Source organism: Bradyrhizobium sp. Pa8 (assembly GCF_052588265.1).
The window spans coordinates 8185564-8212366 of sequence record NZ_CP176767.1; the positions used below are offsets into that span (position 1 = coordinate 8185564).

Annotated in this window: 30 protein-coding genes; 8 read left to right on the plus strand and 22 right to left on the minus strand. The window is 65.5% G+C overall.

Translation table 11 applies throughout. From position 1 onward, the window contains the following. Positions 1-42: 42 nt before the first annotated feature. Together rsmD and ACKWRH_RS38785 are read right to left on the minus strand one after the other, a co-directional pair. Positions 43-597: a 16S rRNA (guanine(966)-N(2))-methyltransferase RsmD gene (rsmD, locus tag ACKWRH_RS38780; RefSeq protein WP_445217836.1), complete on the minus strand. Its 555-nt coding sequence runs from the start codon at positions 595-597 to the stop codon at positions 43-45. After that, positions 598-2676, minus strand: coding sequence for a pseudouridine synthase (locus ACKWRH_RS38785; RefSeq protein ID WP_445217837.1), 2079 nt, complete (start codon positions 2674-2676; stop codon positions 598-600). Positions 2677-2795: 119 nt separating this feature from the next. Here ACKWRH_RS38785 and ACKWRH_RS38790 point away from each other — a divergent pair, with 119 nt between their 5' ends. Continuing rightward, positions 2796-3254, plus strand: coding sequence for a nucleoside deaminase (locus ACKWRH_RS38790; protein WP_038945284.1), 459 nt, complete (start codon positions 2796-2798; stop codon positions 3252-3254). Here the strand turns inward: ACKWRH_RS38790 and ACKWRH_RS38795 are convergent. The 5 genes from ACKWRH_RS38795 to ACKWRH_RS38815 all read right to left on the minus strand — a co-directional run bounded on the left by ACKWRH_RS38795 (position 3251) and on the right by ACKWRH_RS38815 (position 7739). Then, positions 3251-4156 carry an alpha/beta fold hydrolase gene (locus tag ACKWRH_RS38795; protein ID WP_445217838.1) on the minus strand — a complete coding sequence of 302 codons (906 nt, stop codon included), beginning with the start codon at positions 4154-4156 and terminating at the stop codon, positions 3251-3253. The two genes, ACKWRH_RS38790 and ACKWRH_RS38795, sit on opposite strands and share 4 nt — an antisense overlap. 215 nt (positions 4157-4371) lie before the next feature. Next, positions 4372-5655: a phosphoribosylamine--glycine ligase gene (gene purD, locus ACKWRH_RS38800; RefSeq protein WP_445217839.1), complete on the minus strand. Its 1284-nt coding sequence runs from the start codon at positions 5653-5655 to the stop codon at positions 4372-4374. A 219-nt stretch (positions 5656-5874) separates the two neighbouring features. After that, on the minus strand, positions 5875-6174 hold the full coding sequence (locus tag ACKWRH_RS38805; protein ID WP_445217840.1) for a winged helix-turn-helix domain-containing protein: 300 nt from the start codon (positions 6172-6174) through the stop codon (positions 5875-5877). Positions 6175-6177: 3 nt separating this feature from the next. Then, complete coding sequence (locus ACKWRH_RS38810; RefSeq protein WP_445217841.1) at positions 6178-6732, minus strand: hypothetical protein; 555 nt, start codon at positions 6730-6732, stop codon at positions 6178-6180. Beyond that, the gene (locus tag ACKWRH_RS38815) at positions 6729-7739 is read right to left on the minus strand and encodes an alpha/beta hydrolase (RefSeq protein WP_445217842.1); all 1011 of its coding nucleotides are present in this window, start codon (positions 7737-7739) and stop codon (positions 6729-6731) included. Before ACKWRH_RS38815 ends, ACKWRH_RS38810 begins: the two co-directional genes overlap by 4 nt. A 138-nt stretch (positions 7740-7877) precedes the next feature. Between ACKWRH_RS38815 and xseA the strand changes: the two genes are divergently transcribed. Next, entirely contained in the window at positions 7878-9500 is a 1623-nt protein-coding gene (gene xseA, locus ACKWRH_RS38820; protein ID WP_445217843.1) for an exodeoxyribonuclease VII large subunit, read from the plus strand. Between the two features lie 178 nt (positions 9501-9678). On the opposite strand, the gene ACKWRH_RS38825 is transcribed toward xseA, so the two are convergent. Both ACKWRH_RS38825 and ACKWRH_RS38830 read right to left on the minus strand, forming a co-directional pair. Further along, entirely contained in the window at positions 9679-9828 is a 150-nt protein-coding gene (locus tag ACKWRH_RS38825) for a hypothetical protein (RefSeq protein ID WP_196236551.1), read from the minus strand. Positions 9829-10047: 219 nt separating this feature from the next. Then, entirely contained in the window at positions 10048-10872 is an 825-nt protein-coding gene (locus ACKWRH_RS38830) for a dienelactone hydrolase family protein (RefSeq protein ID WP_445217844.1), read from the minus strand. A 195-nt stretch (positions 10873-11067) separates the two neighbouring features. Here ACKWRH_RS38830 and ACKWRH_RS38835 point away from each other — a divergent pair, with 195 nt between their 5' ends. Further along, positions 11068-11295 carry a DUF2093 domain-containing protein gene (locus ACKWRH_RS38835; protein WP_014491939.1) on the plus strand — a complete coding sequence of 76 codons (228 nt, stop codon included), beginning with the start codon at positions 11068-11070 and terminating at the stop codon, positions 11293-11295. Between the two features lie 16 nt (positions 11296-11311). Here the strand turns inward: ACKWRH_RS38835 and ACKWRH_RS38840 are convergent, their stop codons facing one another. The 9 genes from ACKWRH_RS38840 to ACKWRH_RS38880 form a co-directional block, all read right to left on the minus strand. Continuing rightward, positions 11312-11626 carry a hypothetical protein gene (locus ACKWRH_RS38840; protein WP_445217845.1) on the minus strand — a complete coding sequence of 105 codons (315 nt, stop codon included), beginning with the start codon at positions 11624-11626 and terminating at the stop codon, positions 11312-11314. Between the two features lie 534 nt (positions 11627-12160). Next, positions 12161-12331: a hypothetical protein gene (locus ACKWRH_RS38845; protein ID WP_445217846.1), complete on the minus strand. Its 171-nt coding sequence runs from the start codon at positions 12329-12331 to the stop codon at positions 12161-12163. A gap of 379 nt (positions 12332-12710) precedes the next feature. Then, positions 12711-13046: a GYD domain-containing protein gene (locus ACKWRH_RS38850; RefSeq protein ID WP_445217847.1), complete on the minus strand. Its 336-nt coding sequence runs from the start codon at positions 13044-13046 to the stop codon at positions 12711-12713. A 314-nt stretch (positions 13047-13360) separates the two neighbouring features. Further along, positions 13361-14377: a tetraacyldisaccharide 4'-kinase gene (lpxK, locus tag ACKWRH_RS38855; protein ID WP_445217848.1), complete on the minus strand. Its 1017-nt coding sequence runs from the start codon at positions 14375-14377 to the stop codon at positions 13361-13363. Then, positions 14370-15704, minus strand: a complete 1335-nt coding sequence (locus ACKWRH_RS38860; RefSeq protein WP_445217849.1) for a 3-deoxy-D-manno-octulosonic acid transferase — start codon at positions 15702-15704, stop codon at positions 14370-14372. Before ACKWRH_RS38860 ends, lpxK begins: the two co-directional genes overlap by 8 nt. Beyond that, positions 15667-16380, minus strand: a complete 714-nt coding sequence (locus ACKWRH_RS38865; protein WP_445217850.1) for a lysophospholipid acyltransferase family protein — start codon at positions 16378-16380, stop codon at positions 15667-15669. The genes ACKWRH_RS38860 and ACKWRH_RS38865 overlap by 38 nt, the downstream gene beginning before the upstream one ends. Next, on the minus strand, positions 16377-16619 hold the full coding sequence (locus ACKWRH_RS38870; RefSeq protein WP_014491932.1) for a DUF4170 domain-containing protein: 243 nt from the start codon (positions 16617-16619) through the stop codon (positions 16377-16379). The genes ACKWRH_RS38865 and ACKWRH_RS38870 overlap by 4 nt, the downstream gene beginning before the upstream one ends. 60 nt (positions 16620-16679) lie before the next feature. Continuing rightward, positions 16680-17498: a 3'(2'),5'-bisphosphate nucleotidase CysQ gene (locus ACKWRH_RS38875; protein WP_445217851.1), complete on the minus strand. Its 819-nt coding sequence runs from the start codon at positions 17496-17498 to the stop codon at positions 16680-16682. Further along, on the minus strand, positions 17485-18888 hold the full coding sequence (locus ACKWRH_RS38880) for a TldD/PmbA family protein (protein ID WP_445217852.1): 1404 nt from the start codon (positions 18886-18888) through the stop codon (positions 17485-17487). The genes ACKWRH_RS38875 and ACKWRH_RS38880 overlap by 14 nt, the downstream gene beginning before the upstream one ends. Positions 18889-19164: 276 nt before the next feature. Here ACKWRH_RS38880 and ACKWRH_RS38885 point away from each other — a divergent pair, with 276 nt between their 5' ends. Then, positions 19165-19683, plus strand: a complete 519-nt coding sequence (locus ACKWRH_RS38885; RefSeq protein ID WP_445217853.1) for a DUF6101 family protein — start codon at positions 19165-19167, stop codon at positions 19681-19683. Between the two features lie 143 nt (positions 19684-19826). Here the strand turns inward: ACKWRH_RS38885 and ubiA are convergent, their stop codons facing one another. After that, positions 19827-20759, minus strand: a complete 933-nt coding sequence (ubiA, locus tag ACKWRH_RS38890) for a 4-hydroxybenzoate octaprenyltransferase (protein ID WP_445217854.1) — start codon at positions 20757-20759, stop codon at positions 19827-19829. Continuing rightward, positions 20756-21415, minus strand: coding sequence for a hypothetical protein (locus ACKWRH_RS38895; RefSeq protein ID WP_445217855.1), 660 nt, complete (start codon positions 21413-21415; stop codon positions 20756-20758). The genes ubiA and ACKWRH_RS38895 overlap by 4 nt, the downstream gene beginning before the upstream one ends. A gap of 211 nt (positions 21416-21626) precedes the next feature. Between ACKWRH_RS38895 and ACKWRH_RS38900 the strand changes: the two genes are divergently transcribed. Continuing rightward, on the plus strand, positions 21627-22391 hold the full coding sequence (locus ACKWRH_RS38900) for a 16S rRNA (uracil(1498)-N(3))-methyltransferase (protein WP_445217856.1): 765 nt from the start codon (positions 21627-21629) through the stop codon (positions 22389-22391). Between the two features lie 56 nt (positions 22392-22447). On the opposite strand, the gene ACKWRH_RS38905 is transcribed toward ACKWRH_RS38900, so the two are convergent. Together ACKWRH_RS38905 and ACKWRH_RS38910 are read right to left on the minus strand one after the other, a co-directional pair. Continuing rightward, on the minus strand, positions 22448-23458 hold the full coding sequence (locus ACKWRH_RS38905; RefSeq protein ID WP_445217857.1) for a helix-turn-helix domain-containing protein: 1011 nt from the start codon (positions 23456-23458) through the stop codon (positions 22448-22450). 10 nt (positions 23459-23468) lie between these two features. Next, on the minus strand, positions 23469-23975 hold the full coding sequence (locus ACKWRH_RS38910; RefSeq protein WP_445217858.1) for a hypothetical protein: 507 nt from the start codon (positions 23973-23975) through the stop codon (positions 23469-23471). A 200-nt stretch (positions 23976-24175) separates the two neighbouring features. Between ACKWRH_RS38910 and ACKWRH_RS38915 the strand changes: the two genes are divergently transcribed. The 3 genes from ACKWRH_RS38915 to hisG all read left to right on the plus strand — a co-directional run bounded on the left by ACKWRH_RS38915 (position 24176) and on the right by hisG (position 26720). Further along, positions 24176-24394 carry a hypothetical protein gene (locus ACKWRH_RS38915; RefSeq protein ID WP_445217859.1) on the plus strand — a complete coding sequence of 73 codons (219 nt, stop codon included), beginning with the start codon at positions 24176-24178 and terminating at the stop codon, positions 24392-24394. 193 nt (positions 24395-24587) lie between these two features. Beyond that, positions 24588-25739 (plus strand): ATP phosphoribosyltransferase regulatory subunit, encoded by a 1152-nt coding sequence (locus ACKWRH_RS38920; protein ID WP_445217860.1) that lies wholly within the window; start codon positions 24588-24590, stop codon positions 25737-25739. A 3-nt stretch (positions 25740-25742) separates the two neighbouring features. Continuing rightward, complete coding sequence (gene hisG / locus ACKWRH_RS38925) at positions 25743-26720, plus strand: ATP phosphoribosyltransferase (protein WP_445217861.1); 978 nt, start codon at positions 25743-25745, stop codon at positions 26718-26720. Positions 26721-26803 lie beyond the last annotated feature (83 nt).

Genomic DNA, 26803 nt, shown 5'->3' on the forward strand with positions numbered 1-26803 from the left:
CAAGATGGTGGGTTACGCCTTCGGCTAACCCACCCTACAAAGCTACGGCTTCTTCAGAAACACGAACTCCGTGTCATCGTAAGCCCGCCGCTCCAGCTCCTCGTACCCCTCCGGCGTCACGAACTGCGCAGCCTTCGCCTCTTCCACCACGAGCAACGCACCCGGTGTCAGCCAGCCACCGTCGCGCAAGCTCACAAGCGCCTTCTCCGCAAATCCCTTGCCGTAGGGCGGATCGAGGAACACCAGCGAGAACGGCTCGACGGGATGCGCAGGCCCGAGATCGGTCGCATCGCGGCGATAGACCTTGGTCACGCCGCCAAGGCCGAGCGTCTCGACATTGTTGCGCAACAGCGCGCGGGCCTCGGCGCCGTTGTCGACGAACAGCGTGAACTTTGCGCCGCGCGAGGACGCCTCGATGCCGAGCGCGCCGGTGCCGGCGAAGAGATCGAGCACGCGCGCATCCTGGATCGGATCGTCATAGGCGTGCACGAGGATGTTGAACACGGACTCGCGCAAGCGGTCCGCCGTGGGGCGGATGTCGCGCGAGGACGGTGAGGCGAGATTGCGCCCCTTCAAACGACCGCCGACGACGCGCAATTAGTCCTCCCGCGGCGTCAGATCGCGCTTGCCGTGATAGCCGCGCTTGGGGCGGCGCGGCGGGCCGTAGCCGTTGGCCTCGGCCTCGTTGCGCTCGCGCGCTTCCTCGCTGCCGGTGCGCTGTACCAGCACGCGGCGGCCCTTGCGATCGTTGATCACGTCACGCTTGCTGGCAGGCTTCTTCTCGCGTGGCGCTTCGCCATCGGGTGAAGAAGATTTCTTCGGCACGTCGAACTGCGCGCCCGACTTCTCGATCACCTTGTCGCCGAGCTGATCACGCAGCACGCGCGACTTGATCTCCTCGACCTGGCCTTCGGAGACCTCGCCGAGCTGGAACGGCCCGTAGGACACGCGGATCAGCCGGTTCACCTCGAGCCCGAGATGGGCGCAGACGTTGCGCACCTCGCGGTTCTTGCCTTCGCGGATCGCGAACACCAGCCAGACATTGGCACCCTGGTCGCGCTCCAGCGTCGCCTCGATCGGACCGTATTTGACGCCCTCGACCTCGATGCCGTTCTTCAATTCGTCGAGCTGCGCCTGGGTGACGTCGCCATGGGCGCGAACGCGGTAGCGGCGCAGCCAGCCGGTGTCCGGCAGCTCGAGCGTACGCGCGAGCCCGCCGTCGTTGGTGAGCAGCAGCAGGCCTTCGGTGTTGAAGTCGAGCCGGCCGATCGAGATCAGCCGCGGCAGGCCTTCGGGCAGATTGTCGAACACGGTCGGACGGCCCTCGGGGTCGTCGTGCGTGGTCATCAGGCCGCGCGGCTTGTGATAGAGGAACAGCCGCGTGCGCTCGCGCTCCGGCAACGGCTTGCCGTCGACAGTGACGACATCGTTCGAGGTGATGTCGAGCGCCGGCGAATTGATGACGCGGCCGTTGACGGCGACGCGCCCCTGCGTGACCATCTCCTCGGCGTCGCGGCGCGAGGCGAGGCCCGCACGCGACAGCACTTTTGCGATACGCTCGCCGGCCTTCTTCGGCTTCGGTGCTTCGTCACGGCGCGGACGGCCCTCGAAATCCCGATCACGGTCCCGATAGGCGCCGCGGCCACCGAAAGCGGGACGCTTCTCGAAGATCCTGCTCTCATCCTCGTTTTCACGGCGCGGACGGTCGCCGAAGCGGCCTTCGCTGCGCGGATGCTCGTGCCAGTCGGAGCGGCCCTCGGAGCGCTCGCGCGGACGATTGAATTTGGGACGGTCACCGCCGCGTTCGCCATCGCTGTCACGACGGGGCCGATCGAATTTCGGACGATCGTCGCGCGGGCGATCGAACTTCGGCCGATCGAACTTGGGCCGATCGCGGAACGGACGATCGCCGGACGCGCGATCGTCGCGCGAGCGCGAGAAACGCGGACGGTCATCGCCGCCACCCTGCCGATCGTCGCGCTTCTGCCAGGGCTTGTCTTCGCTGCGGTCGCGGCCACCGAAATCCTTGCGCGGACCTTTGCCAAAATCCTTCCGCGGCGGACGATCGCCACGCGGACCCGCATCGCGCTTCTGCCACGGCTTTGAATCGCTGCGCTCGCCACGATCGCGCGGGCGGTCGCTGCGGTCTGGTGCGCCGCGCGAAAACTTCCGCTCGCCGTCGAACTTGCGTTCCGGGCGGTCGCCACGCGGCGCGTAGGGCCGCTTGTCGCCGAACTTCTTGTCACCGAACCGGCCGGCGGGACGGGTATCGTCGCGATCCCGGCTGCGCGGCGGACGGTCGTCTCGGCCATAGGACGGGCGATCACCGCGCGGCTTGAACGGCCGCTTCTCGCCATCGCGCGAGCCGCGATCGGAGAACGGGCGGTCGCCACGCGGCTTGAAGCTGCGCTCCTCACCACCACGGTCGTCGCGCTTGAATTTCGGACGGTCGCTGAAGTCGCGGCGCGGGGCATCGCCCTCCTCACGGCGGCGGAACGGACGGCTGTCGCGGTCACCGCGGGGCGGGCGGCTGTCGCCCCCCTCAGGGCCGCGCTTGGCGAATTTCTTCTCAGGGCCGCGCGGCTTGCCGGACCGGCCCTTGGGCGGGCCACCCCTGCCCGGGCCTCGATCACGCCGGCCGCGGGAATCGTTGTCTTTGTCGCTGTCGCGAGGCATGAATAATCTCACTTAGGGGGTGGCCAGAAAGCATTGTGCGCGCTCGTTTCGAGCCGCATGCTCAGGCAAATCCGGTATTCACTCTTGCTGAAGGCGGAGCTACTAGCAGGTTTCTGGCGATGATACGAGGCTTGAAAGCCCCCTCTTTCATGGATTTGGCGCTCAAAACGGCCGAAAATGCCGGAAAGGCGGGCGAAGTTCCGATCGGATGCGTCGTGGTCCGCAATTACGAGGTGATCGCCACCGCGGCGAACCGGACGCTGACCGATTACGACCCGACCGCCCATGCCGAGATCATTGCGCTGCGCGAGGCCGCGAAAAAGATCGGCAGCGAGCGCCTGGTCGACTGCGACCTCTACGTGACGCTGGAGCCCTGCACCATGTGTGCGGGCGCGATCTCCTTTGCAAGGGTCAGGCGGCTCTATTACGGCGCCGCCGATCCCAAGGGCGGCGCGGTCGAGTCCGGCGTGCGGTTCTTCGCTTCCCCCACCTGCCATCATGCGCCGGATGTCTATTCCGGGGTCGGCGAGAGCGAGGCGGCGCGGCTGCTCAGGGACTTCTTTCGGGAGCGGCGCTAGGGCGCCGAGAAGAACTCGCGGAGCGCCTTTGCGGTGACGTCGGGGTTCTCCTCGGTGAGGAAATGGCCGGAGTCCACCGGCATGCCGTCGACGTTGGTCGCCCATTGCTTCCAAATGTCGAGCGGCGTCGCGGCGGCCTGAGCGATGCCTGCGCCACCCCACAGGGCCAGCATCGGCACCGTGATCTTCTTGCCGGCCTCGAAATCGACCTTGTCGAGGTCGTAATCGAAATAGGCGCCGGCGCGATAGTCCTCGCACATCGCATGCACGCGGGCGGGATCGCGGAACGGGGCGATGTAATGTTCGAGCGCACGCTCGTCGATGGCGTCCAGCGTCTTCGACTTGGTCTGGCTCGCCATCTTGAAGCGCAGGAAGAACTCGCCATTGCCCGAGATCAACGTCTCCGGCAGCGGCGCGGGCTGGGCGAGGAAGGTCCAGTGATAGATCTTCAGCGCGTAGGCGCGGTTCATCCGCTCCCAGTAATTATAGGTCGGCAGGATATCGAGCACGGCGAGCTTCGATAGCCGGCCGGGATGGTCGAGCGCCAGCCGATACGACACCCGGCCGCCGCGGTCGTGGCCGGCGAGCGCGAAGTGGACGTGGCCGAGCTGCTCCATCGCCTCGACCATGGCCTTGGCCATCGCGCGCTTGCTGTAGGGGACGTGCAGCGCATCGCTCTCGGGCATGTCGGACCAGCCATAGCCGGGCAGATCGGCGATGATCAGCGTGAACTTGTCGGCGAGCTGCGGCGCCACGCGGTGCCACATCACGTTGGTCTCGGAGAAGCCGTGCAGCAACAGCAGCGGCGGCCCCTTGCCGCCGACGCGGGCGAAGATGCGGCCGAGGGAGGTGTTGATCCATTCGGAGGCGAAGCCGGGGTAGAGGTCGGCGAGATCGGACATCTTCGGCATCCTTATCTGGTCAGTCTTGTCTGGTCGGTCTTGGGCCGCCTCAAACAAAAATGTCGAAAACAACCCCATGCACAGTAGCACGGTGATCACCTGTGAGGGTTGCTAACCCCAACAGGCGATTGCGCAATTTTGGAATGTCGATGTGGCGGGGCGGAGGCACGCGGCAATCTTGATGCCGGCACGCGCGTATTCCGGAGAAAAGCCTGTCAGCCCCGGGCCTTCTCGGCTTCCACCGCCTGCCAGCCGATGTCGCGGCGGCAGAAGCCTTCCGGCCAGTTGATGCGGTCGACGGCCTGATAGGCGCGGCTCTGCGCCTCCGTCACGGTCTTGCCGAGCGCGCAGACATTGAGCACGCGGCCGCCATTGGCGAGGATCGCGCCGTCCTTCTCAACCGTGCCCGCATGGAAGATCTCGGCGGTCTCGACCTCTGAGGCGTCATCGAGGCCCTCGATGCGCGTGCCCTTCTGATAGTCGCCGGGATAGCCCTTGGCCGCCATCACCACAGTGAGCGCGGAGTCCGGATGCCAGCGCAGGTCGAAGTGCTTCAGCTCGCCGTCGCAGGAGGCGAGGAACGCCGGCACGATGTCCGACATCATGCGCAGCATCAGCACCTGGCACTCGGGATCGCCGAAGCGCACGTTGAACTCGAACAGTTTTGGGCCCTGCGTCGTCAGCATGATCCCGGCGTAAAGGATGCCGCGGAACGGCGTGCCGCGCTGCTTCATGCCGGCAACCGTCGGCAGGATGATCTTTGCCATGATCGCGTCGTGGATCGCGGGCGTGACCAGCGGCGTCGGCGAATAGGCGCCCATGCCGCCGGTGTTCGGGCCGAGATCGTGGTCGAACACCCGCTTGTGGTCCTGCGCGGAAGCGAGAGGGATGGCGGTCTCGCCGTCGCAAAGCGCGAAGAAGCTGATCTCGCGGCCCGGCAGGAATTCCTCGATCACGACCTCGGCGCCGGCCTCGCCAAAGGCGCCCTCGAACATCATGGCGATGGCGTCCTCGGCCTCGCGCACGGTCTTGGCGACCACGACGCCCTTGCCGGCGGCAAGTCCGTCGGCCTTGACCACGATCGGCGCACCCTGGCTCTGGACGTAAGCACGCGCATCATTGGCGTTGGTGAAGCGCTTGTAGGCGCCGGTCGGAATGCCGAATTCGGTGCAGAGCGCCTTGGTAAAGCCCTTGGAGCTTTCGAGCTGCGCCGCCACCCCGCTCGGCCCGAACGCCTTGATGCCGGCGGCGGTGAGATCGTCGACGATGCCGGCGGCCAGCGGCGTCTCCGGGCCGACCACCACGAGCTCAACCGCATTCGTCTTGCAGAAATCGATCACGGCGGCATGGTCGGCGACATCGAGCGCCACGCATTCCGCCTCCCGCGCGATGCCGGCATTGCCGGGCGCGCACCAAAATTTGGTCACCAGGGGGGAGGCTGCGATCTTCCACGCCAGGGCATGTTCGCGGCCGCCGGAACCGAGCAGGAGGATGTGCATCGAAGGCTCAGAATAAGGGGTTTGCTGGGGGCGGAGGTCGCACGAATCGCCGCGGGTCTCAAGGGGAAACGCCCCACACTCCCCGTCATTCCGGGGCGTAGCGAAGCCGCGAGCCCGGAATCCATAACCACCATCGTGAGTATGGATTCCGGGCTCGCGCCCAAGAGGGCGCGCCCCGGAATGACGGCGGAGAGGAGTGCCCCGGCACGACGCCGGAAGCTAAACCTGCTTGCCCGCAATGATCTCCTGCAAGGTCGCCACGTGGCGTGCGAAGGCGCCGCGGCCGGCCGCGGTCGCGGTGACCGTGGTCTGCGGTTTCTTGCCGACAAAAGCCTTGTCCACGGAGACGTAACCGGCCCTGGCGAGGGTCTCGATATGCGCGCCGAGATTGCCGTCGGTGGCGCCGGTGAGCTTCTTCAGCCTCGAAAATTCCAGTCCCGCCGTCGCAGGCAGCGCGTTCAATGCCGCCATGATCTTGAGGCGCAGCGGCTGGTGGATGATGACGTCGAGCTCGGCCATCCGCTAGATCCGCCGCATCCAGAGGCCGCCGAGGATCAGGCCGCCGCCGTTGACGAAGGCCATCCAGAGCGGGAACGCCTCGCCGATGTAGAAGAAGCCGATCAAGGTCAGCGCGGCGATGCCGAGGCCGATCGCCACAAAAGCGTAGCCGAACCAGAGACCCGCCAGCGTGTAGAACAGCATGAAATAGAGCGGCCAGAACGTGCCCAGCTGGCGCGGACCGAAATGGCTGATCACATTGGTGCAGAGATAACCGAAGGCGAAGAACAACGCGAGCACCAGGAGCATCCTGATGCTGGCAGCGGTGCCGTTGGCGTGTTGCGGCGGATTCAGCAGGCGGAGCACGACCAGACCGCCGACGCCCACGACATCCGCCGCGACCCAGGCGTAGACCGCGTAGACCGGCCAGAGCCACGTGACGAGATTGGCGGCGAACACCAGTACGCCCCACCAGACTGCCGCGAGACTCGCGAGCTCATAGAGCTGCGATTGCTTCACGCGCTGGACGATATCGTCGATGTCGGCCAGCGCTGCGGACGCCTCCTTGCTGTCGATCATGACTGCCCTGCCCCGCGCGTTGCGACGTCGTCGGCGATGACGGAGACCGCCTTCGGGTTGGTGACGATGCCCATGTGGTTGATGCCGTCGATGACCTTGACGTCGATCGAAGGCTTCACCGCTTGCACGGTCTCGGCATATTTGTCCGAGATCATCATCTCGTCCTCGGCGGCGCCGAAGATCGTGATCGGACGCGTCGTCAAGGGAAGATCGATGCGATAGCCGCGCGTGCCGAAATTGCGCATCAGGCGATCGGAATAGATGGAGACGAGATACTTCGCCGAATTCTGCGGTACGGCCAAAGCGAGCACCGGAAGCTGCGAGCAGCAGTCGATGCCGAGCTTGCGCAGCGCGGCAAGACCGAAGTAGCGCGGCATGTCGACGTTGGCCCAGCCCCCGGCTTTCGGTTTGTTGGTCGGCGCGTCATAGCCGAGATAGGGCGCGAGCAGTACGGTGCGGACGAACATGTCCTGCATGATCGGCGTCGCGGCGACGCGCAACGAGAAGCCGGCCCCGGCGGAATGGCCGATCAAAGTGAGCGGCAGATCCGGTGCGCTCTTGCGGACGTGAGCGACGAAGTCGACGAGATCGTCCTCGAGCTGGCCGACATAGCCGATGTCGCCGCGCGTGCCGGAGCCACCATGGCCGCGGATGTCCAGCGCCCAGGTTTCCACCCCGCGCGAGGCGATCGCATGGGTCAGCGCGTGATTGACGGTGCCGCTGGAGCCGGAGGAGCCATGGATGAAGATCGCGCCGCGGCCGGCCGGAGCACCATTCGGCGCGTAGTGGCGGAAGCCGATCCAGGTGCCGTCGCGGGCCTGGAAACGCTCGAGGGGCGGCAGGGTGGACCAGTCGATTCCCTTGGTGGAGTCGGAGACCGATCGCATCTCAGGCGGCCGGTCCAGCGGCGTTGCTATCATCGCGGCCAAGATCAGCGTCACACCGCCGACGGCGCACAGGGCCCATTTCAGTCCGTTCAAAACGCCGCGCAGCAACCGGATCGCCATGGCTCAATCTCCCTCAAACGCATCAACAATAGAGAACTCTATAGTACAGAGTACTCTTCATATCAATCCCCGGATTGGCGCCGCGCCACGAAAATCCTTAACGTCGGGTCTGACCCCAAAATGCCGAATCGTTTGCCGATGCCTTCAGCGGAACCCCTGCTCAACGCCCCCGAATTCACCGTCTCCGAGCTCTCGCAGTCCCTGAAGCGGACGGTCGAGGACGCCTTTGGCCATGTCCGGGTCCGCGGCGAGATCTCCGGCTTTCGCGGCGCCCACTCCTCCGGCCACTGCTATTTCGCGCTCAAGGACGAGAGCGCCAAGATCGAGGCGGTGATCTGGAAGGGCGTGCACTCCCGGATGCGCTTCAAGCCCCAGGAAGGGCTCGAGGTCATCGCCACCGGCAAGCTCACGACCTATCCGGGCTCTTCCAAATATCAGATCGTGATCGAGGCGCTGGAGCCGGCCGGCATCGGTGCGCTGATGGCGCTGATGGAGGAGCGCAAGAAGAAGCTCGCCGCCGAGGGCCTGTTCGACGAGGCGCGCAAGCAGTTGCTGCCCTGGCTGCCGGAGGTGATCGGCGTCGTGACCTCGCCGACCGGCGCCGTCATCCGCGACATCCTGCATCGGCTCGAGGACCGCTTTCCCCGCCACGTGCTGGTGTGGCCGGTCAAGGTGCAGGGTGAAGGCTCGGCCGAGCAGGTCGCAGCCGCGATCCGCGGCTTCAACGCGCTGCCGGAAGGCGGCAAGATTCCGCGGCCCGACGTACTGATCGTCGCGCGCGGCGGCGGCTCGCTGGAGGACCTCTGGTCGTTCAACGAGGAGATCGTGGTGCGGGCGGCAGCCGAGAGCATGATCCCGCTGATCTCGGCGGTCGGGCACGAGACCGACATCACGCTGATCGACTTCGTCGCCGACAAGCGCGCGCCGACGCCGACAGCGGCGGCCGAGATGGCGGTCCCAGTGCGCAGCGATCTCTTCGTCGAGGTCGCCGATCTCGCGCGGCGCACCCGCGCCTATTGGCAGCGTGCCCACGAAAGCCGCCGCAGCGAGCTGCGCGCCGCCGCGCGCGCGCTGCCGGCGGCAGGCGATCTGCTCGCGATCCCGCGGCAACGGCTGGATTCGGCGGGCGCCTCGCTACCCCGCGGCCTCAAGGCCAATACGCATGCGCATTTCCGCAGGTTTACCGCGGCGAGCGCAAAGCTGACGCTGCGGGTGCTGCACGGGCAGATTTCGCAGGCCGATCACCGCCTCACCGTGTGCGGCGAGCGGCTCGGCCTGTCCGCGCGATCGCTGCTGCGGCAACGGCGCGACCGTTTTGCCGGGCTGGAGGTGCGCTTGCGCGCCTCGAAACTTTCGAATGCACAGGCGCAGCGCAACGCAATTGCCCGCCAGCGCGAGCGCACGCATCGTCTGGCCGAACGCGCCGGCCGCGCGCTTGTCACGCTGTTGCAGCGGCTGGATGCCCGCGTCGAGAACAGCGGCAAGCTGCTCTCCGCCTTGTCGTATCGCGGCGTGCTCGCGCGCGGTTTCGCGCTGGTGCGGGATGAAGCCGGCCATCCCCTGCATGCGGCGGACGCGATTGGTCCCGGCGCACGCGTCGAGATCGAGTTTGCGGACGGCCGTGTCGGCGCGACGGCGGATGCGGATCGCCCGGCACCGACGGCAAAGCGTGCGCCGTCGCAAGCAAAGCCGGCCGCGCAGGACGCAAAACCTGCGCCGAAGCGCGTGACCAAGCCGGTGGATCAGGGCAATTTGTTCTGAGGCGCTACGGCGGCGTTCCGCCCTCGGTGTCATTCCCCGCGCAGCGGGGAATCCAGTACGCCGCGGCTTCTCGGTGACTCACGGACGTCTCGGAGTACTGGATCGCCCGGTCAAGCCGGGCGACGACACCGAGTGTGTGGTGCGCGCATGCAGCCCCAACCACGTCAATGTAGCCCGCCTACCGGCAGGACAATCCCGCGTCGATCGTGGTCCAGAAGCCGCAATGTTCCGGTGCGCGTTGCGGCGCGCCGGCGTGGGCTTCGAACAGGAAGATCGCGACGGTGAAGACGATCAGTGCGGATGAGAACAGGACGAAGCGGTTGCGCATGAGGACTGCGTTTAATCGACATCGTGGTCGAACTAAGGCGCCGTCACCTGCTGAAACCGCCGCGACACGCGATACGTAGATTCACGGTCGGCCATACTCCGTGCAGGGCGGTGGTCGATGCGGGGCTGTCCGCCAAAATTGTTCCTCGGGCGGCCCCGCTTCCGCCTTCGCTCTATCGAGCTACGGCGGGACAAGTCCATCCGGGCTACAGGACGGCCCTCACCGCGCCAGCCACTCCGCGACTTCCTTCTGCGCCTCGGCGCGTGCCTGCGCATCGGTGCCGAGATGGCCGTGCTCGGGCGCGGCGGCGTCGGTGGTGCCGGCAGCTGCGTGCAGCGGCGTATTGGCGCGGTCGAAATCGTGATAGGCGTCGGGATAGACCACGATGCGCGTGAGCGCGCTGCGGCCGCGCGCGCCGTCGACCATCTGGCGGCAGGCCGGCGGCGACGAGACGTCGTCATTGGCGCCGATCAGTACCAGGGTCGGCACCCGCGCGCTCCAGCCGAGGCCGGCGGAGATCCGGCAATCCGGATAGAACGCGATCGCCGCGCGAAAATCCGGCCCGGCTTCGCGCGCGGCGCTCTGCGGACGCACCGCCCAGAGCAGTGCGCTCGCGCCGTTGGCCCAGCCGATCAGGCTGACGCGGTCGCGCGCGACCCAACTCTGCTTCATCAGCCAGGCGCGCGAGGCCGCGATGTCGGCGACACGCTCGCGACGCGCCTTGACGTGCATCTCCTTGACGCGGCATTGCGGCCCGAGCTCGCGCGAACCGTAGCTGTCGGGCAGCAGCACGGCATTGCCGGCCTTCAGCAGTTGCAGCGCCCAGTCGCGATAGCGCGGCAGCACCGATTCTGAATGATTGCCAAGGCCGCCGCAGCCGTGCAGCGCGATCACGGTCGGAAACGGCCCCTCGCCTTCGGGCTTGTAGAGCTGCGCATGCAGGATTCCGGACGACAGCGGAATGTCGACCTGCTGCGGCGCCGGCGCGGCGTGCGCGGCCGACATCAGCAGCATCAGGAACAGGGCGGTCAGTCGAAGGCGCATCGGATTCTGCCGTGGAAGATGCCGGAACCGGCCATCCCTCGCGCGAAGCACTATCATGCGGAAACGGCGGCAAAACATCACAAACCGGTGGGTTTACCGGGCGGACAAGCCACCCTATCTATGCTAAATCCCGTCCAACACATTCGTGCCCTCCAGGGTTTTCCAGGGAGAGGCCTTCCACGGAGACTTTCGACCGTGCTGAACAAGTTCGGCCCCTCGGGCCATGGCGAAGCGCAGGTGCAATATCTCGACGGCGATTTCCGCGTGATCTCGCCGGGGACCTTCGTGCGCTGCGCGATCACCGACACGCGGATCCCGCTCGACGAACTGAAGTACTGGAGCGTGGACCTGCAAGAGGCCTACGCCACGCCCGCCGCCGTGCTCCAGCGGCATTTTCCGGGCGCGCTGAAGCCGCAGCCGTGAGGCCACCGGCACGCGACTATTGCTGCTCCGTGCCATCGCCGCCCACGCAGGTCTTGATGAAACTCTTCCTGGGCTCGCCGACAACCTTCTGATCGATCGCCTGCTTCAGGCAGTCGACCCGCGCCTGCGCCATGCAGAGCTGCATCTGGTCGCGCTTGTCCTGTCCCTTCAGGCTTTGCGTCGTCGCAAGACACGTGACGCGCTTGGTCGCGGGGACCGGCACCGTGCCGGTTGGAGCAGCGGGAGCCGTCGTCGGCGTCGTCTGCGCAAATACCGGCGCAATGATCAGACACACAAGACTGGCAGCGACGGCTGCGGATGGCAGTTTCATCGGATTCTCCTGATCGTCTGGAACCGATAGGCGGCTTGCGATGAATGTCGCCTGAATGGCAGGCTGCTGCAGGGTGAGCAAAGTGTAGCTGTCCTGCCGACGTCGCACGAGCGGCACAGCTTTTCGCGCAGCATGAGGATGGAGACGATGTTCGCGCGCGCCTGACCTGCGCGCCTCACAGCCGAAATCATCTCCGTCGTGCCGATCCACGTTGCATCGAATCGCTCTTGCACTCCGTAGTACGTCACTTCGCGCTGTGGTTGGAATCTTCGTTGCGGTTGGGCGCCCTTAAGTTGTTTGACGAAGTCTTGGTGAAACAGAGCGCTGTTAAACTACATGTTAGGTAATTAGCCCTGCTCTTTTATCGCACAGACCATCAAGTCAACCAAACGGCCATTGAGCTTTGGAATTGGCACAGTCTGTGAACGGGCTCATATCGAAGAGCCATCTGACGGGCTACGATCACCCCGAAAATTCGCGGTGGAATATTTTGTAAATCGAAAGTCAACGATGGGGGTGATCATGCCCACCATACTAGACATGCTCTATCGTGAATATTGCCGCGCCCGCCTCGCTGAAATGCGGAAACAGCTTCTGATCATAGCTCAACGCTCTGAAGCTCCCGAGGCGCATCATCATCTTGCGGATCAGGGTGACGATGAGAGGACGGACGCACAACGCAAGACCGGTCGCGGCGTGCCGCATTGAAGCGGCCCCGAGACCGGCGAACTCTCCCGCGTAGCATTGACCAAGCAATTGGCGGCAGTTTGGGAGCAAGCGATGAATACACCCGAATGCTATACTGTCATGGTGGCCTGCGTCTCGTGCCTGACCATCATTGGAATGATTGCCGTTGGAGCCTGGTGAGGGACTGACCGCTGAGCCGGGATTCCACGCCGTTGGCGGTCCGCTGGCAAGCACGTTCAGTCGGACCTGTGGCGCCGGACACAGCACGCGCCCTCCCGCATCGTCCGTCGATGGACGCAGGAAGGCCTTGCCTCAGCGCGCAGACCTGCTTCTTGCTGTGAGGTGAGCGTTGCCGCCGCTTGATACGATTGCGGCGGCATCGCTTGGGATCCGGAGGTCAGCCTCCGGGCGGAGTATACGAAGAACGCAGCTTCGCCGCGTTCTGGCGGACCTGCTTGATCTCGTCCTGCGTGAACAGCCGGGTCAGTTTCACGTTCTGCAGGGCGCCCGCCGTGACGGTCAGGCCGGAAATGGCCGGAGCCGCGCTCGGATCAGGCACATCGAAAATCAGCAGAACGCCTGGACCGTCGGCGGCAACGCTGTACATCGAAATCAGCTTGCCGCCGGCCGCTTCAATGAGTTTTGTCGCCGCCTCCTGGCGATTGGTCGTGGGGTTTTCCAAAATGGCATTGAGAGCGCGTGGTGTATATTGTCCGGTGAGGCAAAAATGCATGGCATGTTCTCCTCTGAGCTTTTGGCAATAACTCTCCTGCCGTTACGAGCTGGTCGTAACGGTCTCGCATCTGAAATGATGAAGGTACGTTGCCCGCCGTGGGCATAAACGCCGCCGATGATTGCCGGGAGTTCGGCACGTCCCGGTGACGGCTCTCATGCAAGGCTACATCAACTCCCGAACGTGCGGAAGAGGATTCATCCGCCGCGACATGTCGCCCCGATCAATCGTCGCATATCGCATGGCGCGCGGTCTTGGGCTACGGCGGAGCGCTTTGCCCACGCCAAGAAATCATTCAAGAAATCATCAAGAAATCATCGCCTGCCGAACCGCCGCTCGCGCGCCTTGTAGAGATGATCGCTGATCAATTGCCGGAGCGCTGCCGGATCATCGAATTCGAGCTGCACCGCGAACGGCACGATGCCATCGGGCACGCCGTCGCGGCCGCGCAGGCGCGCAAGATCCTTTTCCGTCGTCACCAGCGTGAGTTGCTCGCGCTGCGCCTCGGCTGCGAGCGCCGCGATCTCGTCCTGCGAAAACATGTGGTGATCGGCGAAGGGGCGCGTGCGCGCTACCTCGATGCCGCAGGCGCGCAAGCTGCGGAAGAAACGCGCGGGATCGCCGATGCCGGCGAACGCAAGGACTCGTTTGCCGAGGAGTTGCGCGACCGAGGCCGCATCCGGCTTCAGGCGCGCGCGCAGCTCCGGCTTGTTGCGCTTCGCAAGCTCCGCCGCGACATCGTTGGCGGCATGGCCATTGCCGATCAGCACCAGCGCATCGGTGCGCGCGAGCTGCGCCTTCAGCGGCGCGCGCAAGGGACCGGCCGGAAACACCTTGCCGTTGCCGAGGCCCCGTTCGCTGTCGATCACGATCAGGGAGGCGTCCTTCAGCAGGCGCGGATTCTGGAAGCCGTCGTCCATCAGGATCACGGTCGCGCCCCGCGACTTCGCGAGCGCGACGCCTTCGAGACGGTCGTGCGCGACCACGACAGGAACGTCGCGCACCATCATCAGCGGCTCGTCGCCGATGTCGGACGCGGTGTGGCGCTCGCGGTCGACCATGACCGGACCCTTGAGGCGCCCGCCATAGCCGCGGCTGAGCACCACCGGCGTCTCGCCGAGGTCGCGCAGCAGCTTCGTCAATGCGAGCACGGTCGGCGTCTTGCCGGCGCCGCCGACATGGTAGTTGCCGACGCAGATCACGGGGATGCCGGCGTCGAAGCCCTGGCGCAGCATGCGCCGTTCGGTGATCGCGCCATAGAGCAGACCCAAAGGCCGTAACGCATGAGACTTGAAGGAACGCGGCCGGTACCAGAAGGCCGGCTCACGCATTGGCGGCCCCCATCTCGATGGTGAGCTGCAACAGATAGGGCTCGAGCGCGGTCATGGTGCGATTGAGCGCGCCGCCGAGCTCCTCGACCACGCCTGCGCCTGCGCGCTGCATCCTGTCGCGCACCGCGGTATCGGCCAGCAACTGGCCGAGCTGCTTGACCAGCGCCTCCTGCGTGTCGGCCTGGCGCGCCCCGCCGCTGCTATCGAGCGCCTCGTAGACATCGGCGAAGTTGAAGACGTGCGGACCATGGACGATCGCGGCGCCGAGCTTGATCGCCTCGATCGGATTCTGGCCGCCATGGCGGATCAGCGATCCGCCCATGAACACGACCGGCGAGAGCCGGTAGAACAGGCCGAGTTCGCCCATGGTGTCGGCCACATAGACGTCGGTCGCGGCCGTCGGCAATTCCTCGCGCGAGCGCAACGCCGGCTTCAGGCCCGACGCCGTGATCAAGCCCGCGATCGAGGCGCCGCGATCCGGGTGCCGCGGCACGATCACCGTCAGAAGCTGCGGGAAGAAACCGACGAGGCTGCGATGCGCCGCGACCAGCATCTCGTCCTCGCCCGGATGGGTCGAGGCCGCGACGATGATCGGGCGGCCGCGCGTCATCGCCATCAGCCGTTCGAGCTTGGCGGGATCGGCCGGCGGCGCGGCCACGTCGAGCTTGAGATTGCCTGTCGTGACGACGTCGCGGCCGCCGAGCGCGGAGAAACGTTCAGCATCGGTCTTCGATTGCGCCAGGCAGATGTCGAACCGCGACAGCAGAGCCGAGATGGTGCCGTACATCCGCCGCCAGCGCGGGAAGGAGCGCGGCGACATCCGCCCGTTGATCAGCACCATCGGCAGGCGGCGCGCGGCGCCCGCCAGGATCAGGTTCGGCCACAAATCGGATTCGATGAACAGCGCCAGCGACGGCTTCCAGTGATCGAGGAAGCGCGCGACATAGCGCGGGGAATCATACGGCACGTATTGATGGATGACGTCGGGCGGAAAGCGCTTAGCGACCACGGCGGCGGAGGTGACGGTGCCCGAGGTGAGCAGGATGCGCAGGTTGAGGTCGCGCAGGCGCTCGATCAGCGCGGCCGCGGCGAGCACCTCGCCGACGCTGGCGCCGTGAATCCAGACCAGGGGGCCGTGCGGACGCACGTCCCGGGACAGGCCCCGCCGCTCGCCGACGCGGGCGGGATCCTCCTTGCCCTGCTTCAGCCGCCGCTTGATCAGCGCCGGCGCAAGCGGCACCAGGCCCGACGCCAGGCGCCGGTACATCCGCAGCGTTATCGGCAGCGAATTAGCCATCTTGGCGCCCCGGACGGCCGAGTTGCGCATAGGCGCGGCGGGTCGCCTCGTTCAAGGTCTCTTCCAGCTCCAGCCGCAGCGCTTCCATGGTGGCGGCGTCGGCATCCGGCGGCACGTGGATTTCCTTGATGCCGACCAATGCGCCCCGCCCGAACGGGAGGTTGATGGTGGTGCGGTCCCAGTTCTTGAGCCGGATGAAGCGGCTGGTCGCCATCGCGAAAGGCATGATCGGCCGCCCCGATTCCCGTGCCAGCATGATGATGCCGAGCCCGGCCACGCGCGAGCGCTTGGGGACATCGGCGGTCAGCGCGACATTACAACCGTCCTCGAGCGTGTGCACCATTTCCCTGAACGCCCCCACCCCGCCCTTGCGGTGGAAGGCGCCGCCGTGGTCACCGGAACCACGGATCAGGCCGATGCCGAGCCGCTCGACGGCGATCGCGTTGAACTCGCCGTCGCGATGCCGCGAGATCAGGACCTTGGCCCGGTAGGAGTCCTTGTTCTTGATGAAGGGCGTGAGGAAATGCTGGCCGTGCCAGAAGGCGAAGATCGCAGGGATCTGCGGCTCGACGATGTCATAGACGTCAGGCGGATCGAACGTGAATTTGTTGGTCCGCCAGACCAGACGCAGATATTCGGCCGCCAGAACCCCGACGGCACGCTGAAGCCAGCTGCTCCGCAGCGTATTGCGAAGCAGTTTTTTCAACGCGCCGGTTCTTGATTCGGGTCGAGCAGCCGATGGAGATGGACGATGAAGTAGCGCATCTGCGCGTTGTCGACCGTGCTCTGCGCCTTGGCGCGCCAGGCGACGTGAGCGGACGCATAGTTCGGATAGAGGCCGACGATCTCGACGTCATCGAGGTTCTTGAAGGTGTTGTGCTCGAGATCGAGCAATTCGCCGCCGATGACGAGATGCAGCAATTGTTGCGGGGCACTATCTGGCATGGGTTCTGTTCCTAACGGGCTGCCCGGCAAAGCAGTGTTCGAGAAGCACGGCGGACGCACTCAGGGCAAGGGCCGATTTCGAAAATGCGCGACGATGCCCGCATGACGATCGCGACCTGCTGCCACCAGCACCCCGTGCGTGACTTCCCGGCGGTTATAGAGGATGGGATCTCCGGAGAGGTCGCTCATCCTACCATCCGCTTCCTGCACGATCAAATCGGCCGCCGCAAGGTCCCAATCATGGCTGTTGCCCCCGGCAAAAGCCGCATCCAGCACGCCATCGGCGACCCGGCACAGGCGCAGCGCGAGCGAACCGATTCGCGGATGCAGCTTGATGTCGCCGCCAGCCGTATTGAGCCGCTCGACCATCGGCTTCGGGCCGGCGACGCGGGAGAAGTCGAGCGCTGATCCGGACGCCGCCCGCACGGCCTTGCCGTTGAGCGTCGTGCCCTGCCCGCGGGCCGCGAAGAAGAACTCGTCGGTCGCGGGCGCGAACACCGCAGCCAGCACCGGCGAGGCATCCTCGACCAGCGCGACGCTGACGCACCATTCGTCATGGCCGCCGAGATAATTGCGGGTGCCGTCGATCGGATCGACCACCCAGGTCCGCCGCCGCGAGAGCCGCACCTCGTCGTCGGCGCTCTCCTCGGACAGCCAGCCATAATCGGGCGTCGCCGAGCGCAGGCGCGCTTCGAGCAAGTCGTTGACAGCAATGTCGGCTTCCGACACCGGCGAGGACGCGCCCTTGGTCCACTTCCTCAACTCGGTGCGGAACATCGACTGCGCGAGGCTGCCTGCCTCCCGCACCGCGTCCTGCAGCAGCGCCGCCTCGCGCGTCGGGATGGTTTCGTCAGTTGAATGCGCGTCAGCGTCCGCCAAGCGTCAAACCCTCGATGCGCACCGTCGGCGCATTGACGCCGTAGCGGAACTCGAGATTGTTCGCCGGCTGCATCGACTTGAAGATCTCGAACAGATGGCCCGCGATCGTGACTTCGCTGACGGGATAGGTCAGCTCGCCATTCTCGATCCAGAAGCCGGAGGCGCCGCGGCTGTAATCGCCGGTGACGCCGTTGACGCCGGAGCCGATCAGGTCGGTGACGTAGAAGCCCTGCTTGATGTCGGCGATCAGTTCGGCCGGGGTCGGCGTGCCGGGTTCGAGATGCAGATTGTACGGCCCGGGCGACGGCGAGGACGAGACGCCGCGATGGGCGTGGCCAGTGGTGGCAAGACCGAGCTCGCGCGCGGTCGCGCAGTCGAGCAGCCAGGTCGTCAGCACGCCCTCGTCGATCAGCGCGATCTTCTTCACCGCGACGCCTTCGGCATCGAAGGTCTGCGAGCGCAGGCCGCGCTTGCGCAGGGGATCGTCGATGATGCGGATGTTCTTGGCGAACAGCTGCTGGCCGAGCTTGTCCTTCAGGAAGCTGGTCTTGCGTGCGATCGAGGCGCCGTTGATGGCACCGACGACGTGGCCGACCAGCGAGCCCGCCACGCGCGGATCGAACACGACCGGCACCTTGCAGGTCTCGACCTTGCGCGGATTGGAACGCGCCACGGTGCGCTCGCCGGCGGAACGGCCGACCACTTCCGGCGACAGGAGATCGGCGCCGTGCGGCGCCGAGGTGAAGTCGTAATCACGCTCCATGCCGGTGCCTTCGCCCGATATCGCGGTCGCCGAAATGCCCTGGCTGGAACGCAAATAAGAACCATGGAAGCCGGTGCTGGTGACGAGCACCATGCCGCCCATGCCGGCGGAGGCGGAGGCGCCGCCGGACTTGGTCACGCCCTTCACGGCGAGCGCGGCAGCCTCGGCTTCGAGCGCGCGGCGCTCGAGCTCGGAGGTCGCGGGCACGTCGGGATCGAGCAGATCGAGATCGGGGAAGTCGCGCGCGAGCAGTGCGGGATCGGCGAGGCCGACATATTTGTCGTCGGGCGCGACGCGCGCCATCGCCACCGCGCGCTCGGCAAGCTTGGTCACGGCATCGCCGCTGACGTCGTTGGTCGAGACCACCGCCTGGCGCTGGCCGACCAGCACGCGCAGGCCGACATCGTCGCCCTCGGAGCGTTCGGATTCCTCGACGCGCCCGTCACGCACCTCGACGCCCTGCGAGACGCCGCGCACGGCGACCGCATCGGCCGCATCCGCACCGGCGCGCTTGGCCGCCTCGACCAGCCGCTGCGCGAGATCGGAGAGCGCGGACTGATCGAACAGGTCGCGATTGGCTTTGGACGAATCCTGGGGCGAAAGCGTCGAGCTTGGTGAAGGGTTCACAAACGAAATCCTGTTGCGGCGGGAGGTTTCGGGGCGATACCGGCCCTGAACACCAGATGTGCCCAATTGGTACGGACTTCAAGCGTTTTCAGCCCGCAAAAAGCTCAGATTCGCAAGTCCGGCGCAACGTCTCGTCAATCATGCGTGCCAAGGTCTTGTCAATCATGAGCGGCGGTGACGCTGGATTAACCAGCCTTTTTAAGTGGTTTCGGAACGGCGCGCGCTAAGGTCCTCGCATCGACCGGGAACATAATCCCGGCGGGGAGAACTAAAGCCGTGAGGCGTCAAACAGCAACAAGCGGGATCGCTCCCGCCGGGTCGGGCCGCAGCCTGCGGCTCGACCCTCTTTCCCTTCCGGTCCGCTTCGATGCGCACGATCCGCGCGCCGACGGATACACCCGGCAGATCGAGCTTCATCGCGAGCGTGTCGTGCTGCGCCGTGCCGTCCGCGGCATGCAGATGGCAATCAACGTCCGCGTCAGCGACTTCATCGGCGTTGCGTTGCGCGGCAATGACGAGGCACAGACCCTCGTCCTCGTGCATCGCGATCCCTCGCTGTCCGTTCCGCTGCTGGTCAGCACCGATGGCGACGAGCTCGCCGAGGCCTGGGCGATCTGGAGCGAGCTGTTCGCGCTTCCGCAGCTTGACGAAGGTGCCCGCAAGCCCACGCCGCGCCGTCGCCGCGCCAACGCGATCCGTGCCCGCCGTCCGAAATTCCTGATGCGCCGGCGCACCGCCATGACGCGCGAGCTGTCGGTTCATCAGGGCGAACACGAGATCATCGCAAGGAATTGAAGGTGCCGTAGGGTGGGTTAGCCGTAGGCGTAACCCACCTCCTTGCTCTCGATGCGGATACAAGTTGGTGGATTACGCTTCGCTAATCCACCCTACGCATTTCCGTCAGGCCGCCCGCATCACTTTGCCCACCCTACGGGCAGCTACGCCGCCCGCATCACCGCGTCGACCAGCAATCCCGCAAACAGCAGGAAGCCCGCGTACTTGTTCGAGTAGAACAGGCGCTTGCAGAGCAAGGGGTCGGTGATATCCAGCCGCACGATCTGCGACGCCAGATGCACCGCGAACGCCGCAAGCCCGAGCCAGGCCGGCCAGCGCGCATCGCCGGACGCCAGCGCCACGCCGATCAGCATCACCGAAAGCCCGTAGAACAGGATCAGCGCCTGGTGCGTGTGCGCGCCGAACAGCCGCGCGGTGGACTTGATGCCGATCAGCGCGTCGTCCTCGGCGTCCTGATGCGCATAGATCGTGTCATAGCCGATCACCCACGAAATCGATCCGGCATAGAGCACCAGCGCGGTCAATTCGATGCGGCCGAAGGTGACGGCAAATCCCATCAGCGCGCCCCAGGAGAAGGCGAGGCCGAGCACGATCTGCGGCCACCAAGTGATGCGCTTCATGAAGGGATAGATCGCGACGATCAAAAGCGAGGCGATGCCGGTCAGGACCGCGAAGCGGTTGAATTGCAGCAGCACCACGAGACCGGTCAGCGCCTGCGCGACCATGAAGGCCAGCGCCTGCCTGGCCGTCACCTGGCCCGACGGCAACGGCCGCGAGCGGGTGCGCTCGACCTTGTCGTCGAGATCGCGGTCGGTGATGTCGTTCCAGGTGCAGCCTGCTCCGCGCATCACGAAGGCGCCGATGAAGAACAGCACGATGGTAAGCGGCAGGCCGCGGACATCATGCGCCATGCCGGCGGCGAGCGCCGCCGACCACCAGCACGGCATCAACAGGAGCCAGGAGCCGATCGGACGATCGAAGCGCGACAGGCGCAAATAAGGCCGCGCCCATTGCGGCGCGAGCGTATCGACCCAGTTGCCGGTGGAATCGGCAACGCGGGCGGATGTATCACTCATCGCGTGAGGACGTTGCCGTTGAGCGTATCGAAGGTGCTGCCGCCCTTCTTGCCGGCATTGGCTTCAGGCGCCGAGCCCGAGCCCAGCACCTCGCTCAGCGACGGACCGGCCGGACCGCGCGGCTGGTTCTGCATCTGCTGCGCGACGTTGCAGACCTTCGTCGACATGGCCTCGGTGTTCTTGTGGCCGTCCTTCATCTGTGCGCTGACCTGCGCCGGAATCCCGCACTTCGAGGCGTTGGCCTCGATGTACTTGATCATCTTGGACTCAGCCTGGCTGAAATTGCGGATCAGCTTGCAGGCCTCGTCCGGCGGGGCGTGACGGTCGCTTGCCGCCTTGATCAGCTTGCCGCGCTTCTCGGCTTCCTCGCGCAGAGGCATGAACGCCTTCATGCAGTCCTCGCCGGGACCGCCTTGCGTCGGCGGGGCGGCGCTGAAGGCACCTGCACCACCGACGGGCGCGGCGCCGTTCACGGGAAACGATCCTTGGGGCGCTCCACCGACCGAAGCGGTCGGCGCCGAGCCGTTCACGGGCGGAAACGCGGAACTGGTTGGGGCCTGGCCAGGCAGCGGCGCGGGGAAGCCCTGCGCGTGGGCACCCGCGGCGCCCAAGGTGACCATGGCGGCAGTGATCGGAACCATCAAATGACGGATCATCAAGGCAGTCTCTCCGGCAGGAGCTTACGGGGCTCGGCGCCTTCCCAATTGAAGCGCAACCAGCGTGCTCGCGATTCTACGATTCCCGCCGGCCCTTAACAACCCGCCGAATAGGGCAAGAGCGCGGCGCGCCGACGCACCGATTTGGCAATATTTACCCCCGAAATGGCGGCTTTCGGTTAATAACGGCGGCAAATTGGACCTTTGAACGATGCCCTCCCACGATTTTCGTGCCCCCCGCCTGTTTGTCGATGTCCCCCTTGCCCAGGACGCCAGGGTTCCGCTCGACCGCGACCAGAGCAATTATCTCGGCAATGTGCTGCGGCTTGCCGCCGGGGCCGAGGTTTTGGCGTTCAACGGCCGCGACGGCGAGTGGCAGGCCGCGATTGAGGGCCGCAAGCGGCCGGATGGCCTCGTCATCCTCCAGCAGACCCGGCCCCAGGACCGGCTGGCCGAGCTCGCTTACGTCTTCGCGCCGCTCAAGCATGCCCGGCTCGACTACATGGTTCAGAAGGCCATCGAAATGGGCGCCGCCACGCTTCAGCCGGTCCTGACCCGCTTCACCCAGGCCTCCCGGGTCAACACCGAGCGGATGCGTGCCAATGTCGTCGAGGCCGCCGAGCAATGCGGCATCCTCAGCATCGCCACGGTGGCCGAGCCCGTGCCGCTGGACCGGTATCTCAGTCAGCGCCCTGCCGACCGGCTGCTCATCTTCTGCGACGAGGCGGCGGAGGTCCAAAACCCCGTTCAGAGCCTGCGAGACGCGCGCGAATCCGGCCATGACCAAGACAGAGTTGGCATCGACGTGCTGATCGGCCCCGAAGGCGGCTTTGCCGAGGAGGAGCGCGCCCTGCTGCTGCGGCAGCCCAAGATCCTGCGGCTGGCGCTGGGACCCCGGATCATGCGGGCCGACACGGCCGCGGTGGCGGCGCTGGCGCTGGTGCAGGCGGTGCTGGGCGATTGGGGCGGCACCTGACCTAGCGAAGCGAACCTAACGTCGATTCACGCGCGGCGGCTCTGCAGGTTCGCGCTTTAGATGACCTCTCGCTTCGACCGATGCAGGGTCTCGGACGGGAGTTCTCCGAAAGCCGCCCTGTAGCTCGCTGCGAACTCGCTCAGATGCCAGAAGCCATGGCCGATTGCGCAGGCCTTCACACTGCGGCGAGCCGGGCCGGTGCGCAGCTGCTTTCGAACCGACCAGAGGCGCAAGACCCGGCTGTAGCGATGAGGGCTCATGCCGCAGATGGCCTGCGTCGCACTCTGGAGGGTCCGAACGGACACGCCCACCCGCGCTGCCAGTTCGGTCGTCTTGTGCCAGATCGCGAGATCGTGGCGGATCAATCGTTCCATCTCTGCGACGATCCGCTGATAGCTGTCCGTCGTGGAGTGCATGGGCCCGCGATTCGCGTCGGACCGAATGGCAGCATCCATTGTGACGAACAGGGATTGTTCGACCGCCGTTCGCGACGTCGGCTCGTTCAGGAAGTCTGGATCATGTGCCGCGGTTTCAAGCGTCGTGGAAATCGAGCCATGCAGGGAGGCAAGTACGTCCGATGCCGGGCTCAGCAAATGATAGCCGTCATCCAGCTGAGACCAGGGCTCGCGCTCGGGCAGGCTGAAATAGGCGACAGCCCACAAACGCCCCGCCGGCTCATAGACCAGGCAATCGGATCTCCCCTTGAGAACGAGTATCGAGCTGCCAATTGATTGCCCGTTGATGCGGGTGGAGGTTACATGGTCCATCGGCACCGCCACCGCGACGGCGTGCGCCAGATCATAACCGCGGATGATCCGCGGGAAGGTCTTCACCAAAGACAGCGTCAGGACCGGCAGGCTAAGCCGGGCGCGCTTGATTGCAGTCGCCCCGGCCGACAGCGGCATGCTGGATGCGCCGGCATATCTCTCACTCTCTCCGAAATGATCGATGTCGTACGATTGGAGCTCGAGAGCCGCGGATGGCTTGAGACCCTGGAATGACAGCAAGCCGTCTAATGCTGTTCCTTGCGCTCCATCGCGAGCAGTATCGAAAAGGCCTTGATCCATATCCTGCCGCTTACTTCGCCTTCCTTGTCGATGCAGTGCCCTTGGGGGCACGCAGATCATCCGGACCATTGATGCCGGCGCGTTTGAGATCGCGGAGCAGTTTTGTGAGCAGCAGCATGTTAGTCTTCTGCAGTTCGTGATTGTTTCCAAACCTGAATGCGTTCTGCTCGGTCACGATGAGCCCGGCCTTGGTTTCGGCGAGAATCTTTCGTCTCTTTAGTCCCGTCACGCGACGACGAACCGTCTCGAGCGGCAGGCTGAGGAAGCGAGAGAGCGCCGCGCGGGACACCCCTTGCTTGATCGCATCCGGCTCGACCGCGTGAATGCTGGAGAATCTCTCGTCCAGCGACGGATCGTTCATCACATTGATGACGTTCGCGTTGAGAATCGCATGAACGATCAATAGGTCCAGCGGATCGAATTCGTCGTAGTGCCGGAACAGCTCGCTGATCGAAAACAGCATATAGGCCAGCGTGTGTCGCGAGACCGTCCGGATAACATCTGATGCATTGCGCATGAATCGAAACCAACATTCACATTGTAAGCGAAGGCAGCAGCGAATGGGTCATCCGCCATACCCAATATGAGTATGCGACGACTTGCCTGTCCTCCTCAATTTCTCAATGTGACGTCGAGCTTGCGGTTGCTGCATTGAGTCGCATGCGCGGACAAAAATCAGCGACGGGCAATGAGGCTGTCGCGCGGGACGACATGGCCATGGACGACGATGTTGCATCGGACAGGCGGCGACGCGAGGAGCTCGGGCTCATCAAGGCATTTCTCGGCATAAGGGACCCGAGCAGGAGACAGAGAATTCTCGAGCTTGCCGAGGAGCTCGCAGATCACGCCGCGTCCGAAACCGCAGGGCTTGCCTTCGCCTCGACCGATGCATCGCTTGGCGATGCGCCCAGAGATCGCCCTGGCCAGACTGAGTGAAAGCCAAGCCTCTCCCGTCCCAGGTATTAAAATACCCAAGACACGTTCTGACAGATCGCTGCGTCCCACCTCCAAAGCCGTTAAGCGATTGATCCTTTGGAGGTCGAAACCGCTTTCGGGCCATGCTAAGGCCTGCGCCAATTCGCCTCCCCCTTTGCCCTGCCCGGTTCCGCCGGGACGATGGACCCCTGTTATGACCGCGACTGCCACCTCAAATGCTGCCGGCTCCGCCGCTTGGGCGGATACGCTGCTCTTGTCGTTCGCGCAGGCCGGCTATGTCAGGGCCGAGCCCGCGATCCTGCAACCGGCCGAGCCGTTCCTGGACCTCTCCGGCGAGGACATCCGCAAGAGCCTGTACCTGACGACGGACCTGTCCGGCGAGGAGCTTTGCCTGCGCCCGGACCTGACCATTCCCGTCGCCCGCGACTACCTCACCTCCAGCCGCGCCGGCCAGCCGGCCGGGTTCAGCTATCTCGGCCCGGTGTTCCGTTACCGCAACGGCCGGGCCAGCGAGTTTCTTCAGGCCGGCATCGAATCGTTCGGCCGCCAGGACCGCGCCGCGGCCGACGCCGAGATGCTGGCGCTGGCGCTGGAAGCGACCGCCGCCTTCGGTGTCCGCGATGTCGAGATCCGCACCGGCGACGTGGCGCTGTTCAACGCCCTGCTAGATGCGCTCGACCTCTATCCGGTGTGGCGCCGCCGCCTGGTCAAGGATTTCAACCGCAAGATCAGCCTGGAAAAAGATCTGGAGAAGCTGGCGGCCGCGACCACCGCGACCCGCAGCGAATATGAGGGTGTGCTGGCCGCGCTCGCCGGCTCCGACCGCAAGGCGGCGCTCGCCTTCGTCACCGATCTGATGTCGATCGCCGGCACCACCAATGTCGGGGGCCGCACCACGGCCGAGATCGCCGACCGTTTCCTCGAGCAGTCGACGCTGAAGGGCGGCGCACTGCCGCGCGAGGCGATCGCCGTGCTCAAGCGCTTCCTGTCGATCGCGGGCAATCCCGACGATGCCGTCGCCGAGCTCCGCGCGCTCACCACGGACGCGAAGCTCGACCTCAGCGCTGCCGTGGACCAGTTCGAAAGCCGGGTCGGCTTCATGGCCGCGCGCGGCATCGACTTGAAGCAGACGCGCTTTTCGACCGCGTTCGGACGCGGCCTCGACTATTACACCGGCTTCGAATTCGAGCTGCATCACAGGGGCAACGGCGCCGAGCCGCTGGTCGCCGGCGGCCGCTATGACGGGCTGATGACCCAGCTCGGATCGGCCGAGCCGATCCCCGCGGTCGGCTTCTCGGTCTGGGTCGACGCGCTGACCCGGATCGGTCGCAAGGTGGGAGCTTAAGTCATGAGCGCGCCATTCGTCCTGGCCGTTCCCTCCAAGGGCCGCCTGCAGGAAAACACCGAGGCGTTCTTCGCCCGCGCCGGGCTCAAGCTGTCGAAGGCCGGCGGCGCGCGCGACTATCGCGGCACGCTCGCAGGCCTCGACAATGTCGAGGTCGCCTATCTCTCGGCGAGCGAGATCGCCTCTCAACTGTCGCGCGGCTTTGCGCATCTCGGCGTCACCGGCGAAGACCTGGTGCGCGAGAACATCGCGGATGCCGACAAGCGCGTGTCCCTGATCGACGGGCTCGGCTTCGGCTATGCCGATGTCGTCGTCGCGGTGCCGCAGGCGTGGATCGACGTCCGCACCATGGCCGACCTCGACGACGTCACCACCGGCTTCCGCGAGCAGCATCACATGCGGATGCGGGTCGCGACCAAGTTCATCAACCTCACCCGCACCTTCTTCCAGAGCCACGGCATCACCGATTACCGCATCGTCGAAAGCGCGGGCGCGACCGAAGGCGCGCCGGCGGCCGGCAGCGCCGAGCTGATCGTCGACATCACCACGACCGGCGCGACGCTCGCCGCCAACGGCTTGCGGGTGCTCGACGACGGCGTGATCCTGCGCAGCCAGGCCAATCTGGTCGCCTCGAAGGATGCCGACTGGTCGCCGCAGGCGCGGGAGACCGCGCGCGTCATCCTCGATCACATCGCAGCAAGGGCGCGGGCCAACAAATACCGCGAGGTCCGCACCCGCTTCCAGCAATGCGACGCCGTCCTGCTCGGCGAAGCCCACGAGCGCTTCGGCGTCGAAGCCCCGTTCGGCGGGCCGACCTCGTCGGGCATGCTGACGCTGCACTGTCCGCCGGGTCAGCTCTATGCGCTGGCGAGCTTCCTGCGCGAGCATGGCGCCGAGACCGTCTCGGTGGTTTCGCTCGACTATGTGTTCGACCGGGAGAACCCGCTGTTCGCCAAGCTCGAGGCATTCCTGCGGCAGTGAGCCTCAGGTTCGTTCAGCGTAGCGACAGCAAACGGCAGCTACCATATGCTGTTGAGAACCATGGACGCCTCTGGAACCTTGAT

Bases quoted from the DNA above. Each gene is read 5' to 3' on its own strand.
- ACKWRH_RS38845 (WP_445217846.1), bottom strand. From the start codon at position 12,331: ATGCGGCACGCCGCGACCGGTCTTGCGTTGTGCGTCCGTCCTCTCATC.
- ACKWRH_RS38900 (WP_445217856.1), top strand. From the start codon at position 21,627: ATGCCCTCCCACGATTTTCGTGCCCCCCGCCTGTTTGTCGATGTCCCC.
- ACKWRH_RS38825 (WP_196236551.1), bottom strand. From the start codon at position 9,828: ATGCGCAACCGCTTCGTCCTGTTCTCATCCGCACTGATCGTCTTCACC.
- ACKWRH_RS38805 (WP_445217840.1), bottom strand. From the start codon at position 6,174: ATGGCCGAGCTCGACGTCATCATCCACCAGCCGCTGCGCCTCAAGATC.
- ACKWRH_RS38815 (WP_445217842.1), bottom strand. From the start codon at position 7,739: ATGGCGATCCGGTTGCTGCGCGGCGTTTTGAACGGACTGAAATGGGCC.
- ACKWRH_RS38785 (WP_445217837.1), bottom strand. From the start codon at position 2,676: ATGCCTCGCGACAGCGACAAAGACAACGATTCCCGCGGCCGGCGTGAT.
- hisG (WP_445217861.1), top strand. From the start codon at position 25,743: ATGAGCGCGCCATTCGTCCTGGCCGTTCCCTCCAAGGGCCGCCTGCAG.
- ACKWRH_RS38810 (WP_445217841.1), bottom strand. From the start codon at position 6,732: ATGATCGACAGCAAGGAGGCGTCCGCAGCGCTGGCCGACATCGACGAT.
- ACKWRH_RS38870 (WP_014491932.1), bottom strand. From the start codon at position 16,619: ATGCCAGATAGTGCCCCGCAACAATTGCTGCATCTCGTCATCGGCGGC.
- ACKWRH_RS38915 (WP_445217859.1), top strand. From the start codon at position 24,176: ATGGACGACGATGTTGCATCGGACAGGCGGCGACGCGAGGAGCTCGGG.
- xseA (WP_445217843.1), top strand. From the start codon at position 7,878: ATGCCTTCAGCGGAACCCCTGCTCAACGCCCCCGAATTCACCGTCTCC.
- ACKWRH_RS38790 (WP_038945284.1), top strand. From the start codon at position 2,796: ATGATACGAGGCTTGAAAGCCCCCTCTTTCATGGATTTGGCGCTCAAA.
- ACKWRH_RS38920 (WP_445217860.1), top strand. From the start codon at position 24,588: ATGACCGCGACTGCCACCTCAAATGCTGCCGGCTCCGCCGCTTGGGCG.
- ACKWRH_RS38795 (WP_445217838.1), bottom strand. From the start codon at position 4,156: ATGTCCGATCTCGCCGACCTCTACCCCGGCTTCGCCTCCGAATGGATC.
- ACKWRH_RS38910 (WP_445217858.1), bottom strand. From the start codon at position 23,975: ATGCGCAATGCATCAGATGTTATCCGGACGGTCTCGCGACACACGCTG.
- ACKWRH_RS38850 (WP_445217847.1), bottom strand. From the start codon at position 13,046: ATGCATTTTTGCCTCACCGGACAATATACACCACGCGCTCTCAATGCC.
- ACKWRH_RS38840 (WP_445217845.1), bottom strand. From the start codon at position 11,626: ATGAAACTGCCATCCGCAGCCGTCGCTGCCAGTCTTGTGTGTCTGATC.
- purD (WP_445217839.1), bottom strand. From the start codon at position 5,655: ATGCACATCCTCCTGCTCGGTTCCGGCGGCCGCGAACATGCCCTGGCG.
- ACKWRH_RS38860 (WP_445217849.1), bottom strand. From the start codon at position 15,704: ATGCGCAACTCGGCCGTCCGGGGCGCCAAGATGGCTAATTCGCTGCCG.
- ACKWRH_RS38895 (WP_445217855.1), bottom strand. From the start codon at position 21,415: ATGATCCGTCATTTGATGGTTCCGATCACTGCCGCCATGGTCACCTTG.
- lpxK (WP_445217848.1), bottom strand. From the start codon at position 14,377: ATGCGTGAGCCGGCCTTCTGGTACCGGCCGCGTTCCTTCAAGTCTCAT.
- ACKWRH_RS38830 (WP_445217844.1), bottom strand. From the start codon at position 10,872: ATGCGCCTTCGACTGACCGCCCTGTTCCTGATGCTGCTGATGTCGGCC.
- ubiA (WP_445217854.1), bottom strand. From the start codon at position 20,759: ATGAGTGATACATCCGCCCGCGTTGCCGATTCCACCGGCAACTGGGTC.
- ACKWRH_RS38905 (WP_445217857.1), bottom strand. From the start codon at position 23,458: ATGGATCAAGGCCTTTTCGATACTGCTCGCGATGGAGCGCAAGGAACA.